The 13,078-nt window shown below is 54.8% G+C and carries 12 protein-coding genes and 1 other RNA gene; 9 read left to right on the top strand and 4 right to left on the bottom strand.

What is annotated here, in order from left to right; all coding sequences use genetic code 11:
- Positions 1-147 precede the first annotated feature (147 nt).
- The 7 genes from tkt (at position 148) to RY075_RS19020 (ending at position 8,537) form a co-directional block, all read left to right on the top strand.
- On the top strand, positions 148-2,139 hold the full coding sequence (gene tkt / locus RY075_RS19050; RefSeq protein WP_003860074.1) for a transketolase: 1,992 nt from the start codon (positions 148-150) through the stop codon (positions 2,137-2,139).
- A 337-nt stretch (positions 2,140-2,476) separates the two neighbouring features.
- Entirely contained in the window at positions 2,477-3,496 is a 1,020-nt protein-coding gene (gene epd / locus RY075_RS19045) for an erythrose-4-phosphate dehydrogenase (protein ID WP_302378154.1), read from the top strand.
- A gap of 49 nt (positions 3,497-3,545) precedes the next feature.
- Positions 3,546-4,709: a phosphoglycerate kinase gene (gene pgk, locus RY075_RS19040; RefSeq protein ID WP_003860077.1), complete on the top strand. Its 1,164-nt coding sequence runs from the start codon at positions 3,546-3,548 to the stop codon at positions 4,707-4,709.
- Between the two features lie 92 nt (positions 4,710-4,801).
- The gene (gene fbaA, locus RY075_RS19035) at positions 4,802-5,881 is read left to right on the top strand and encodes a class II fructose-bisphosphate aldolase (RefSeq protein ID WP_003860079.1); all 1,080 of its coding nucleotides are present in this window, start codon (positions 4,802-4,804) and stop codon (positions 5,879-5,881) included.
- A 187-nt stretch (positions 5,882-6,068) separates the two neighbouring features.
- Positions 6,069-6,923: a small-conductance mechanosensitive channel MscS gene (gene mscS, locus RY075_RS19030; RefSeq protein ID WP_302378153.1), complete on the top strand. Its 855-nt coding sequence runs from the start codon at positions 6,069-6,071 to the stop codon at positions 6,921-6,923.
- 145 nt (positions 6,924-7,068) lie between these two features.
- The gene (gene argO, locus RY075_RS19025; RefSeq protein ID WP_003860085.1) at positions 7,069-7,704 is read left to right on the top strand and encodes an arginine exporter ArgO; all 636 of its coding nucleotides are present in this window, start codon (positions 7,069-7,071) and stop codon (positions 7,702-7,704) included.
- 92 nt (positions 7,705-7,796) lie between these two features.
- Positions 7,797-8,537, top strand: a complete 741-nt coding sequence (locus tag RY075_RS19020) for an oxidative stress defense protein (protein ID WP_023314807.1) — start codon at positions 7,797-7,799, stop codon at positions 8,535-8,537.
- A gap of 48 nt (positions 8,538-8,585) precedes the next feature.
- Here RY075_RS19020 and argP read toward each other — a convergent pair whose 3' ends face one another.
- Positions 8,586-9,479: a DNA-binding transcriptional regulator ArgP gene (argP, locus tag RY075_RS19015; protein WP_003860089.1), complete on the bottom strand. Its 894-nt coding sequence runs from the start codon at positions 9,477-9,479 to the stop codon at positions 8,586-8,588.
- Between the two features lie 127 nt (positions 9,480-9,606).
- On the opposite strand from argP, the gene rpiA reads away from it, so the two are divergent.
- Together rpiA and serA are read left to right on the top strand one after the other, a co-directional pair.
- On the top strand, positions 9,607-10,266 hold the full coding sequence (gene rpiA / locus RY075_RS19010) for a ribose-5-phosphate isomerase RpiA (RefSeq protein WP_003860091.1): 660 nt from the start codon (positions 9,607-9,609) through the stop codon (positions 10,264-10,266).
- A gap of 266 nt (positions 10,267-10,532) precedes the next feature.
- Positions 10,533-11,765 (top strand): phosphoglycerate dehydrogenase, encoded by a 1,233-nt coding sequence (gene serA / locus RY075_RS19005; RefSeq protein ID WP_017692705.1) that lies wholly within the window; start codon positions 10,533-10,535, stop codon positions 11,763-11,765.
- A gap of 102 nt (positions 11,766-11,867) precedes the next feature.
- On the opposite strand, the gene RY075_RS19000 is transcribed toward serA, so the two are convergent.
- From RY075_RS19000 to zapA, 3 genes are all read right to left on the bottom strand, one after another.
- A complete protein-coding gene (locus RY075_RS19000) occupies positions 11,868-12,464 on the bottom strand; it encodes a 5-formyltetrahydrofolate cyclo-ligase (RefSeq protein WP_032610088.1) in 597 nt (198 codons plus the stop codon).
- A 24-nt stretch (positions 12,465-12,488) separates the two neighbouring features.
- Positions 12,489-12,672, bottom strand: a non-coding RNA gene (gene ssrS, locus RY075_RS18995) — 6S RNA.
- Between the two features lie 41 nt (positions 12,673-12,713).
- Positions 12,714-13,043, bottom strand: a complete 330-nt coding sequence (gene zapA, locus RY075_RS18990; protein WP_003860096.1) for a cell division protein ZapA — start codon at positions 13,041-13,043, stop codon at positions 12,714-12,716.
- Between the last annotated feature and the right edge of the window lie 35 nt (positions 13,044-13,078).

The following is a 13,078-nucleotide window of genomic DNA, read 5'->3' as shown; positions in this document are numbered from 1 at the left end:
ATGATCCAGAGATTTCTTAAGCAGCAAAAGAATGCTCCATGTACATGCCCTGCGGCTTGGGTTACATTGTTGGCACTTTTTTCCGGCGTAGCCCAAAACGCGCTGTCGTCAAGGGCATGGCCTTTAACAGTCCGATCTGGAGTTAAAATGTCCTCACGTAAAGAGCTTGCTAATGCTATTCGTGCGCTGAGCATGGACGCAGTACAGAAAGCCAAATCCGGCCACCCGGGCGCCCCTATGGGCATGGCTGACATCGCCGAAGTCCTGTGGCGTGATTTCCTGAACCATAACCCGCAGAACCCGGCATGGGCAGACCGCGACCGTTTCGTGCTGTCTAACGGCCACGGCTCTATGCTGATCTACAGCCTGCTGCACCTCACCGGCTACGATCTGCCAATCGAAGAGCTGAAAAACTTCCGTCAGCTGCACTCCAAAACTCCAGGTCATCCGGAAGTAGGCTACACCGCTGGCGTTGAAACCACTACCGGTCCGCTGGGTCAGGGCATCGCTAACGCCGTAGGTATGGCGATTGCAGAGAAGACCCTGGCGGCGCAGTTTAACCGTCCTGGCCACGACATCGTTGACCACTTCACCTACGCCTTCCTGGGCGACGGCTGCATGATGGAAGGCATTTCTCACGAAGTGTGCTCCCTGGCAGGCACCCTGAAGCTGGGTAAACTGGTTGCGTTCTACGACGACAACGGCATTTCCATCGACGGCCACGTTGAAGGCTGGTTCACTGACGACACCGCCGCACGTTTCGAAGCCTACGGCTGGCATGTTGTGCGCGGCGTTGATGGCCACGATGCTGACTCGATTAAACGTGCCGTAGAAGAAGCGCGCGCCGTGACCGACAAACCGTCCCTGCTGATGTGCAAAACCATCATCGGCTTCGGTTCTCCGAACAAAGCGGGCACTCACGACTCCCACGGCGCACCGCTGGGCGACGCGGAAATTGCACTGACCCGTGAAGCGCTGGGCTGGAAACACCCTGCCTTCGAAATCCCGTCTGAAATCTACGCTCAGTGGGATGCGAAAGAAGTGGGTCAGGCGAAAGAAGCGGCCTGGAACGAGAAGTTCGCGGCTTACGCGAAAGCCTTCCCACAGGAAGCGGCTGAGTTCACCCGTCGTATGAAAGGTGACATGCCGTCTGACTTCGACGCCAAAGCGAACGAGTTCATCGCGAAGTTGCAGGCGAACCCAGCCAAGATCGCCAGCCGTAAAGCATCTCAGAATGCGATCGAAGCGTTTGGCCCTCTGCTTCCAGAATTCCTCGGCGGCTCCGCTGACCTGGCGCCATCAAACCTGACCCTGTGGTCCGGATCTAAGCCAATCAACGAAGATACTGCCGGTAACTACATCCATTACGGTGTACGTGAGTTCGGTATGACTGCGATTGCCAACGGTATCGCTCTGCACGGTGGTTTCCTGCCGTACACTTCTACCTTCCTGATGTTTGTGGAATATGCACGTAACGCCGTGCGTATGGCTGCGCTGATGAAACAGCGTCAGGTGATGGTCTACACCCACGACTCCATCGGTCTGGGCGAAGATGGTCCAACTCACCAGCCAGTAGAGCAGGTGGCTTCCCTGCGCGTGACCCCGAACATGAGCACATGGCGTCCATGTGACCAGGTTGAATCTGCGGTGGCGTGGAAATACGGCGTTGAGCGTCAGGACGGTCCAACCGCGCTGATCCTCTCCCGTCAGAACCTGGCGCAGCAGGAGCGTACTCCAGAGCAGCTGGCGAACATCGCACGCGGTGGTTACGTGCTGAAAGATTGCGCGGGCCAGCCTGAGCTGATCTTCATCGCCACCGGTTCAGAAGTTGAACTGGCTGTAGCAGCATGGGAAAAACTGACTGCCGAAGGCGTGAAGGCGCGTGTGGTTTCCATGCCGTCTACCGATGCGTTCGACAAGCAGGATGCCGCGTACCGCGAATCCGTACTGCCTAAAGCGGTCTCCGCTCGCGTGGCAGTGGAAGCGGGTATCGCAGACTACTGGTTCAAATACGTGGGTCTGAACGGCGCTATCGTCGGGATGACCACGTTTGGTGAGTCTGCGCCAGCTGAACAGCTGTTTGAAGAGTTCGGCTTCACCGTTGAAAACGTTGTCGCTAAGGCGAAAGAACTGCTGTAATTGTTTGTCCGGTGCGGGCTGATGCCCTCACCCTGGCTCTCTCCCACGGGGAGAGGGAGAATAAAGTAGGCCGGGTAAGCGCTAACGCGCCACCCGGCTTTTTTGTAAGCATTATTCCACCCAAAATGTGACGCAAGTCATATAGCTCGCTTATTCATCTGGACAGACATTCCTTTTATTCCCCGATTCGCTTATTCTTGCTGAAGCGTTTCAGTCGATTAAATGTTCGACAATTGACCAATCAATCGCAGTTTGTGACAGCAAGGATTCCCCTTCGGGCGTCGCTGGATTACTCTTTCAGCCACCTCAAACTCAGGGATAGCTTTGCAGGAGATCTATGACCGTACGCGTAGCGATTAATGGCTTCGGTCGCATCGGGCGCAACGTGGTTCGTGCTTTATATGAATCCGGGCGTCGTGCGGAAATCACCGTGGTGGCAATCAATGAACTGGCGGATGCTGCGGGCATGGCACATTTGTTGAAATATGACACCAGCCACGGTCGCTTTGCCTGGGACGTTCGCCAGGAAAGGGAACAGCTGTTCGTCGGTGACGATGCCATCCGCGTGCTGCATGAGAACAGTATTGAAGGGCTGCCCTGGCGCGAACTGGGTGTGGATGTGGTGCTGGACTGTACCGGCGTGTACGGTAACCGTGAACATGGCGAAGCGCATCTGAATGCTGGCGCGAAAAAAGTGCTGTTCTCCCATCCCGGCAGTAACGACCTCGACGCCACCGTCGTGTTTGGTGTTAACCAGCACGAGCTGCACGCTGAACACCGCATTGTCTCCAACGCCTCCTGCACCACCAACTGCATTATTCCGGTCATTAAACTGTTAGACGATGCTTATGGCATTGAATCCGGCACCGTGACCACGATTCACTCCGCCATGCACGATCAGCAGGTAATCGACGCCTACCATCCGGATTTACGACGCACTCGCGCGGCGAGCCAGTCAATCATTCCGGTGGATACGAAACTGGCTGCCGGGATCACCCGTATTTTCCCGCAGTTTAACGACCGTTTTGAAGCGATTGCCGTGCGCGTTCCGACGATAAACGTCACCGCAATCGATCTTAGCGTGACGGTGAAAAAACTGGTAAAAGCCTGTGAAGTCAACCTGTTGCTGCAAAAAGCGGCACAGGGAGCATTTCATGGTATAGTTGACTATACGGAATTACCGTTGGTCTCAGTAGATTTTAACCACGACCCGCATAGCGCCATCGTGGATGGCACGCAGACGCGAGTCAGTGGTGCGCACCTCATCAAGACGCTGGTCTGGTGTGATAACGAATGGGGCTTTGCTAACCGAATGCTCGACACCACGTTAGCCATGGCCGCGAAAGGTTTCAGGTAGAGCGCACCTTGCGCTTGCAAAACTTTAAGAATCAACGAGAGGATTCACCATGTCTGTAATTAAGATGACCGATCTGGATCTGGCAGGTAAACGCGTTTTCATCCGTGCCGATCTGAACGTACCGGTTAAAGATGGCAAAGTGACCAGCGACGCGCGTATCCGTGCATCTCTGCCAACCATTGAACTGGCTCTGAAGCAGGGCGCTAAAGTGATGGTCACCTCCCACCTGGGCCGTCCAACTGAAGGCGAGTACAACGAAGAGTTCTCTCTGCTGCCGGTTGTTAATTACCTGAAAGACAAACTGTCCAGCCCGGTTCGCCTGGTGAAAGATTACCTGGACGGCGTGGAAGTTGCCGAAGGTGAGCTGGTTGTTCTGGAAAACGTTCGCTTCAACAAAGGCGAAAAGAAAGACGACGAAACCCTGTCCAAAAAATACGCTGCGCTGTGCGACGTATTCGTGATGGATGCATTCGGTACGGCTCACCGTGCGCAGGCATCTACCCACGGTATCGGTAAATTCGCAGACGTCGCCTGTGCAGGTCCGCTGCTGGCTGACGAACTGGAAGCGCTGGGTAAAGCACTGAAAGAACCTGCTCGTCCAATGGTCGCTATCGTTGGTGGTTCTAAAGTTTCTACCAAACTGACCGTACTGGATTCTCTGTCCAAAATCGCTGACCAGCTGATCGTTGGCGGTGGTATCGCGAACACCTTCGTTGCTGCGCAAGGCCACAACGTGGGTAAATCCCTGTACGAAGCGGATCTGGTTGACGAAGCCAAACGTCTGCTGGGTACCTGTGATATCCCGGTTCCAACTGACGTTCGCGTGGCAACCGAGTTCTCCGAAACTGCTACCGCAACCCTGAAATCTGTTAACGACATCAAAGATGAAGAGCAGATTCTGGACCTGGGCGACGTTTCTGCACAGAAACTGGCTGAAATCCTGAAAAACGCAAAAACTATCCTGTGGAACGGTCCTGTCGGCGTGTTCGAATTCCCGAACTTCCGCAAAGGGACTGAGATCGTGGCTAACGCAATCGCAGACAGCGAAGCGTTCTCTATCGCAGGCGGTGGTGACACCCTGGCAGCAATCGACCTGTTCGGTATCGCTGACAAGATCTCCTACATCTCCACTGGTGGCGGCGCATTCCTCGAATTCGTGGAAGGCAAAGTTCTGCCAGCAGTAGCAATGCTCGAAGAGCGCGCTAAGAAGTAAGCCATTCAGGGGCAGGGAAACCTGCCCAATTTTCAGCGCGCTTATCAGAGCTCGCACCATTTCTAACGGCCGAAGATACAGGACTAAGCAACATGTCTAAAATTTTTGATTTCGTAAAACCTGGCGTTATCACTGGTGATGACGTACAGAAAGTGTTCCAGGTAGCTAAAGAAAACAACTTCGCTCTGCCAGCAGTTAACTGCGTGGGTACCGACTCCATCAACGCCGTACTGGAAACTGCTGCTAAAGTTAAAGCTCCAGTTATCGTTCAGTTCTCTAACGGCGGCGCTGCGTTCATCGCAGGTAAAGGCGTGAAAACTGACATTCCTCAGGGTGCTGCAATCCTGGGCGCTATCTCTGGCGCACATCACGTTCACCAGATGGCTGAGCACTACGGTGTTCCGGTTATCCTGCACACTGACCACTGCGCGAAAAAACTGCTGCCATGGATCGACGGTCTGCTGGACGCAGGTGAAAAACACTTCGCGGCAACCGGTAAGCCACTGTTCTCTTCTCACATGATCGACCTGTCCGAAGAGTCTCTGGAAGAAAACATCGAGATCTGCTCTAAGTACCTGGCGCGTATGTCCAAAATGGGCATGACCCTGGAAATCGAACTGGGTTGCACCGGCGGTGAAGAAGACGGTGTGGACAACAGCCACATGGACGCTTCTGCACTGTACACTCAGCCAGAAGACGTTGATTACGCTTACACCGAGCTGAGCAAAATCAGCCCACGCTTCACTATCGCAGCGTCCTTCGGTAACGTACACGGCGTATACAAACCAGGTAACGTGGTTCTGACCCCGACCATCCTGCGTGATTCTCAGGAATACGTGTCCAAAAAACACAACCTGCCGCACAACAGCCTGAACTTCGTCTTCCACGGCGGTTCCGGTTCTTCTGCTCAGGAAATCAAAGATTCCGTAAGCTACGGCGTAGTGAAAATGAATATCGATACCGACACCCAATGGGCAACCTGGGACGGTATCCTGCAATACTACAAAACCAACGAAGCTTACCTGCAAGGTCAGCTGGGCAACCCGAAAGGCGAAGACCAGCCGAACAAGAAATACTACGATCCACGCGTATGGCTGCGCGCTGCCCAGACTTCTATGATTACTCGTCTGGAGCAGGCATTCAAAGAACTGAACGCGGTTGACGTTCTGTAATTTGAGCTGTTCATAGCGTCAAGAAGGTCCGCATATGCGGGCCTTTTTTTATGCTTTTTCAATATCCTGCAATACCTGATTTTGTGATCTGTTTGGCAAAGCCGGTGCTTTTTGTTTACCCTTTACTGACCTGCCTGTCTCCATGGGGGATGGATTTTGTGTTTTGGTTTAACAAAAGGAAGAATAAATGGAACAACTTGATGTTGTAGACAGCATCAATAACGCGGGTAACTGGCTGGTGCGCAACCAGGCGCTACTGCTGAGCTACGCCGTGAATATTGTTGCCGCTATTGCCATCATCATTGTCGGGATGATCGTGGCGCGTATCGTTTCGAACGCTGTCAACCGGGTGATGGTCGCACGACACATTGATGCCACAGTCGCCGATTTCCTCTCCGCGCTGGTCCGTTACGGCATTATCGCCTTTACGCTGATTGCGGCGCTGGGGCGTGTCGGCGTGCAGACGGCATCCGTCATCGCTGTGCTCGGTGCTGCCGGTCTGGCCATTGGTCTGGCATTGCAGGGTTCGCTGTCTAACCTGGCGGCGGGCGTATTGCTGGTGACCTTCCGTCCGTTCCGTTCCGGTGAGTATGTGGATCTGGGCGGTATTGCCGGTACCGTGTTGCAGGTTCAGATTTTCTCCACGACCCTGCGTACCGTGGATGGTCGCATTGTGGTAGTCCCGAACGGGAAAATCATTGCGGGCAATATCATTAACTTCTCCCGCGAGCCGGTGCGTCGTAACGAGCTGATCATCAGCGTGGCGTACGACTCCGATATCGATCAGGTGAAGTCGCTGATCGCCAACATCATTGCCTCTGACGATCGCATTCTGAAGGACCGCGAGCAGACCGTTCGTCTGAACGAGCTGGGCGCGTCATCTATTAATTTTGTGGTGCGCATCTGGAGCAAAAGCAGCGATCTGCAAAACGTTTACTGGGATGTGCTGGAGCGCATCAAGAGTGATTTCGATGCCAACGGCATCAGCTTCCCGTACCCGCAGATGGACGTAAACGTCAAAAAAGTCAAAGAAGCAGAGTAACGTCTCCCGTAGGCCCGGTAAGCGTCAGCGACACCGGGCTTTTCTTTTATTAGCCCAGCTAATCCCCAATTAATATTATCCATTTCCTCTAATGACGTTCCCGCAGTATAGTCTGCCTCCAGGACAACTCTGCGAGAATTACGTCATGTTATCTTATTATTTTCAGGGGCTTGCGTTAGGTGCGGCCATGATCCTTCCCCTTGGTCCACAAAATGCGTTCGTGATGAACCAGGGCATTCGCCGTCAGTACCATCTGATGATTGCCCTGCTGTGTGCGGTGAGCGATCTGCTGCTGATTTGCGCCGGGATTTTTGGCGGCAGCGCCCTGTTGATGCAGTCGCCGTGGCTGCTGGCGCTGGTTACCTGGGGCGGCGTAGCGTTTCTGCTGTGGTACGGGTTTGGTGCCCTGAAAACGGCCATGAGCAGCAATCTTGAGCTGGCTAGCGCCGAAGTGATGAAGCAGGGGCGCTGGAAGATTATCGTCACCATGCTCGCCGTGACGTGGCTTAACCCGCACGTCTACCTTGATACCTTTGTGGTACTGGGCAGCCTGGGCGGACAGCTGGACGTTGAGCCGAAACGCTGGTTTGCGCTCGGTACGGTCAGCGCCTCCTTCCTCTGGTTCTTCGGTCTTGCGATCCTGGCGGCGTGGCTGGCGCCACGACTGCGTACCGCCAAAGCACAGCGCATTATCAATACCCTGGTGGGGCTGGTGATGTGGTTTATTGCCTTCCAGCTGGCGAAAGAGGGCATTCATCACGTACAGGGATTGTTCAACTAAGCGTTGTCTTATGGACATCTGGACAAGACCCGCTAAGCTTGCTGGCATGAGCCCTGTTAACAGGGCACTCTTCGCAACATGGAGGAATGACAGTGAAGTTTAAGGTGATGGCCCTGGCGGCATTAGTAAGTTTAGGTGCGGTGTCGGTGCAGGCGAATGAACTGCCGAACGGCCCGCACATTGTCACTTCAGGCACGGCAAGCGTGGATGCGGTACCGGATGTTGCAACCCTGGCAATTGAAGTGAACGTGGCGGCGAAAGATGCTGCTTCCGCCAAGAAACAGGCAGACGATCGTGTTGCGCAATACCTCTCTTTCCTGGAACAGAACGGTGTCGCGAAAAAAGACATCAGCTCTGCGAACCTGCGTACCCAACCGGATTACGACTACCAGAACGGCAAAAGCATCCTGAAAGGCTATCGCGCCGTGCGTACTGTAGAAGTGACCGTGCGCCAGCTTGATAAGCTCAACGGATTGCTGGATGGTGCGCTGAAGGCAGGGCTGAACGAAATTCGTTCCGTCTCGCTGGGCGTTGCGCAACCGGAGAAATATAAAGACGAAGCGCGTAAAGCGGCGATAGATGATGCCATTCATCAGGCGCAGCAGCTGGCTTCCGGCTTCAAGACCAAGCTCGGTCCGGTTTACAGCGTGCGCTACCACGTTTCAAACTACCAGCCAAGCCCGATGGTGCGGATGATGAAGGCGGACGCCGCGCCGGTTTCTGCTCAGGAAACCTACGAGCAGCCAACCATTCAGTTCGACGATCAGGTTGATGTGGTGTTCCAGCTGGAGCCGACTGAAACTCAGCAAACTGAGGCGGCTAAGGCGCAGTAGTTTGCCCTCACCCTAACCCTCTCCCACAGGGAGAGGGAATTCAAGCGATTAATCCTGTCTCAACACCTTATGCCCAAACGCCAGCAGCGCGTCGGTGACGTTGCGCATCATGCGGCTTTCCGGGGCAAAACGGTGCCAGTACAGCATCCGGCGCTGATACAGCCCCGGGGTTAAATCAATCAGCTCACCGCTTTTCAACTCTTTCTCAATCTGCAAATGCGGGATCATGCAGCAGGTGGTGCCCTGACGCGCGAGCTGTACGAAGGCTTCGGACGAGTTAACGATATGACACGGCACGCTGCCCGGCGGCAAATCGAAGTTTTGTTGCAGGAAGGCCTGATGCATATCGTCCAGATGGTCGAACGCGACGGCAGGGGCTTTCAGCAGCGCGGCGCGAGTCACGCCGTTCGGGAAGTAGCGCTCTGCAAAGGCTTTTGAACCGACAAACAGGTAATCCAGCGCGCCCAGCTGATCCACCAGACAGCTTGGCAGCGCCTGCGGCTGAATACTGACCGCCCCAACCACTTCGCCACGGCGCAGGCGTTCCTGAGTGCGGGTCTCGTCTTCAACCTGAAGGTTCAGGCGGATTGGGGAGTCGGCCAGCACCGGCGCAAGGGCCGGCAGCAGCCAGGTTGCCAGACTGTCGGCGTTCACCGCCAGCGACAGCAGCAGCGGCGTGGAGCCGGTTTGTTCATCGCCCAGCCATTCATCTTCCAGCAGTTCAACCTGACGCAGCAAGGCGAGGAGCTTTTGTCCTTGCTCTGTCGGACGCGGCGGTACGGTACGCACCAGCAGCGGCTGCCCGAACATGTTTTCAAGCTGTTTGATACGCTGTGATACGGCGGACTGGGTGATGCACAGCTTTTGCGCCGCGCGCTCAAAACCGCGTTCACGAATAACTGCATCAAGTGCCTGTAGTGTTCTGTAGTCCGGACGTTTCATTGCTCTGGCTGACTCCTTAATTTTGCTTAATCTGCACTATGACACAATTTTCCCTTCGTGGCAGACGAAATCCATTCGACGTGTTCTATAATGCGCCCTGAGTTTTCACACCACAGGCAAAACGATCATGACGCAGGATGAACTGAAAAAAGCAGTAGGATGGGCCGCTCTCCAGTACGTACAGCCGGGTACCATTGTCGGTGTTGGTACGGGGTCCACGGCGGCACACTTTATCGATGCGCTGGGCACGATGAAGGGGCAGATCGAGGGTGCGGTTTCCAGCTCCGATGCTTCCACGGAAAAGCTGAAAAGCCTCGGCATCACCGTTTTCGACCTCAACGAAGTGGACCGTCTGGGCATTTACGTTGATGGCGCGGATGAAATCAACGGCCACATGCAGATGATCAAAGGCGGTGGCGCGGCGCTGACCCGCGAAAAAATCATCGCTTCCGTGGCGGATAAGTTCATCTGCATCGCGGACGCCTCCAAGCAGGTCGACATTCTGGGGAATTTCCCGCTGCCGGTCGAAGTGATCCCGATGGCGCGCAGCGCGGTTGCCCGTCAACTTGTGAAGCTGGGCGGTCGTCCGGAATACCGTCAGGGCGTAGTGACCGACAACGGCAACGTGATCCTCGACGTTCACGGTCTGGAAATTCTTGACGCGATTGCGCTGGAAAACGCTATCAACGGCATTCCAGGCGTAGTGACCGTAGGGCTATTCGCCAACCGTGGCGCGGATGTGGCGCTGATCGGCACCGCTGACGGCGTGAAAACCATCGTAAAATGATCTGACGGGGGGAGTCCTCCCCCCGCTAAAAAATTTTTGAAACGCTAAATTCGGTGACTTGTGTCACGTTTTTATGCCTCTTTTGCCGATCCTTCCGCGTTTGTAAATTTCCATAGCATTTTCCTCTGCCATTTTGCGCTGTATGACTTTCCTTCAGCGTACTGACGCAAACGTTCATATTGCTGCAATAGTTTTTTTTGATATGTTGGCTACAGCGGATTTATATCCAGCACAACATCAGTTCAGACAAAAACAGGGTCGGGTAAATGGCAAAGGTATCACTGGAGAAAGACAAGATTAAATTCCTGCTGGTTGAAGGCGTGCACCAGAAAGCGCTCGATAGCCTTCGCGCAGCAGGCTACACCAACATCGAATTTCACAAAGGCGCGCTCGATACCGAAGAGCTGAAAGCGTCCATCCGTGATGCCCATTTCATTGGCCTGCGATCCCGTACCCAACTGACTGAAGACGTTATTGCTGCGGCGGAAAAGCTGGTGGCGATTGGCTGTTTCTGCATCGGCACCAACCAGGTTGATCTGAATGCCGCCGCAAAACGCGGTATCCCGGTCTTTAACGCGCCGTTCTCTAACACCCGTTCCGTGGCGGAGCTGGTAATTGGCGAGCTGCTGCTGCTGCTTCGCGGCATTCCGGAGGCTAACGCCAAAGCGCACCGCGGCGTGTGGAATAAGCTGGCTGCGGGCTCCTACGAAGCCCGTGGGAAAAAGCTCGGGATTATCGGTTACGGCCATATCGGTACGCAGCTCGGTATTCTGGCGGAATCTCTCGGCATGCACGTGTTTTTCTACGATATCGAAAGCAAGCTGCCGCTGGGTAACGCGACGCAGGTGCAGCATCTTTCTGACCTGCTGAACATGAGCGACGTGGTAAGCCTGCACGTGCCGGAAAATGCGTCCACCAAAAACATGATGGGCGCAGAAGAGCTGGCGCTGATGAAGCCGGGCTCTCTGCTGATCAACGCCGCGCGCGGTACGGTGGTCGATATTCCTGCACTGTGCGATGCGCTGAAGCGTAAACATCTGGCGGGTGCGGCGATTGACGTGTTCCCGACGGAACCGGCCACCAACAGCGATCCGTTCACCTCTCCGCTGTGCGAGTTCGACAACGTGATTCTGACGCCGCACATCGGCGGTTCTACTCAGGAAGCGCAGGAGAATATCGGCCTGGAAGTGGCGGGTAAACTGAGCAAATATTCCGATAACGGTTCAACGCTCTCTGCGGTGAACTTCCCGGAGGTGTCTCTGCCGCTGCACGGTGGGCGTCGTCTGCTGCACATCCACGAAAACCGTCCTGGCGTGCTGACCGCCATCAACCAGATCTTTGCCGAGCAGGGCGTTAACATTGCTGCGCAGTATCTGCAAACTAACTCGCAGATGGGTTATGTGGTTATTGATATTGAAGCGGATGAAGACATCGCCGAGAAAGCATTGCAGAGCATGAAGGCCATTCCGGGGACGATTCGCGCGCGTCTGCTGTACTGATGGTGCGGTCTGTGATGTCGGGTGGCGCTTACGCTTACCCGACCTACAATGTTCGATGATTTATGTAGGCCGGGTAAGGCGTAGCCGCCACCCGGCTTTATTCTACCAGGTCCAGGTTTTACTGGGCGTCACCACCGCCGGCAACGGCACATCCCATTTCTCTACGGGTAATACCTCCACGCCCTGGCAATCATGCGCATACCCCACCGGCTGCAATCCGTACTGCTGCCAGTTTTGTAGCGTCCTGTCGTAGAACCCCCCGCCCATGCCTAATCGCTGGCCCTGCTCGTCAAACGCCACCAGCGGCGTAATCAGCACATCCAGCCCGGAAAGCGGGAGCACATCGCGCACGTCGAGTTTGGGTTCTGTGATTTTCAGACGATTTACCACCAGCTCGCTGTGCGGATGGTAGTGCAGAAACAGCAGATTGCCTCGGCTAAAGGGATGTAGCACCGGCAGATAAACTTTTTTCCCGGCGCGCCAGAGCTGGTCGATAAGCGGTTGGGTATCCAGCTCACCATCAAACGAGAGAAACAGGGCGACGGTGTTTGCCATCACCACAGGCGGATAGGCCATCATGCGGGCGGCGGCCTGCTGGGCAAAATGTGCCTGTTGCTCGGCGCTTAAGGCGCGACGACGCTGGCGAATAAGCTGACGGATGTCCTGGCGTGAAGCAGAAACTTCAGGGAATTGAGTCATGGTAGTCGGTAGAAGAAAAGAGAGGGAATCTCCGAGATGCCGCCGCAGGCTGTAACCCTTGAACCCTTGGTTCAAGGTGAATGTGTCGTCATAGTTTTAAGGCTTCTCGGACGGACCGAGCGTGCTCACCAACCATGGAGCGCCACATTCTTGTGGTATGAAATATCGGCTCAGGGGACTGGCCCGCTTGCGAACATCTCAGAGAAATTTTGTCTTCACAGTTACTCTACCATAGTCAACTGAGAAGTGTTATTCAAACTTTGGTCCCGGTCTTTCGGGACTGCGACCTTGATCAAGCAATGCCTGTTCTATGGTCTGCTGGAGCATTTTAATGCGCTGCTCCATGCTTGCCGCGTAATCGCGGGTCTTCGCTTTTTCCTGAGTCAGTTCATAGCTGATGTTCAACGCGGCGATGAAAACCAGCTGCTCAGTATTTGTGACTCTAGTGCGTTCTTTTAGATCTTGCAACCGCTGATTCAAATCGTCCGCAGCCTGATTCAAGGCATCCCTTTGTTCAGGCGGACAATTCACTCGCAGTGAACGGCCAAAAATCTGGAGATCGACGGGTTGTGCAGACATGCCACCTTCCTGCTGATTGACTGCGCTGCCTTCGC

Origin of the sequence: Enterobacter sp. JJBC, assembly GCF_036936505.1 — a bacterium.
Classification (GTDB): domain Bacteria; phylum Pseudomonadota; class Gammaproteobacteria; order Enterobacterales; family Enterobacteriaceae; genus Enterobacter; species Enterobacter hormaechei_C.
Note: the sequence above shows the minus strand (reverse complement) of the source record. Positions and strands in the feature narration are given on the sequence as shown.

Coding starts and splice junctions, on each gene's coding strand:
- tkt (WP_003860074.1), top strand. CDS start 148: ATGTCCTCACGTAAAGAGCTTGCTAATGCTATTCGTGCGCTGAGCATG.
- epd (WP_302378154.1), top strand. CDS start 2,477: ATGACCGTACGCGTAGCGATTAATGGCTTCGGTCGCATCGGGCGCAAC.
- pgk (WP_003860077.1), top strand. CDS start 3,546: ATGTCTGTAATTAAGATGACCGATCTGGATCTGGCAGGTAAACGCGTT.
- fbaA (WP_003860079.1), top strand. CDS start 4,802: ATGTCTAAAATTTTTGATTTCGTAAAACCTGGCGTTATCACTGGTGAT.
- mscS (WP_302378153.1), top strand. CDS start 6,069: ATGGAACAACTTGATGTTGTAGACAGCATCAATAACGCGGGTAACTGG.
- argO (WP_003860085.1), top strand. CDS start 7,069: ATGTTATCTTATTATTTTCAGGGGCTTGCGTTAGGTGCGGCCATGATC.
- argP (WP_003860089.1), bottom strand. CDS start 9,479: ATGAAACGTCCGGACTACAGAACACTACAGGCACTTGATGCAGTTATT.
- rpiA (WP_003860091.1), top strand. CDS start 9,607: ATGACGCAGGATGAACTGAAAAAAGCAGTAGGATGGGCCGCTCTCCAG.
- serA (WP_017692705.1), top strand. CDS start 10,533: ATGGCAAAGGTATCACTGGAGAAAGACAAGATTAAATTCCTGCTGGTT.
- RY075_RS19000 (WP_032610088.1), bottom strand. CDS start 12,464: ATGACTCAATTCCCTGAAGTTTCTGCTTCACGCCAGGACATCCGTCAG.
- zapA (WP_003860096.1), bottom strand. CDS start 13,043: ATGTCTGCACAACCCGTCGATCTCCAGATTTTTGGCCGTTCACTGCGA.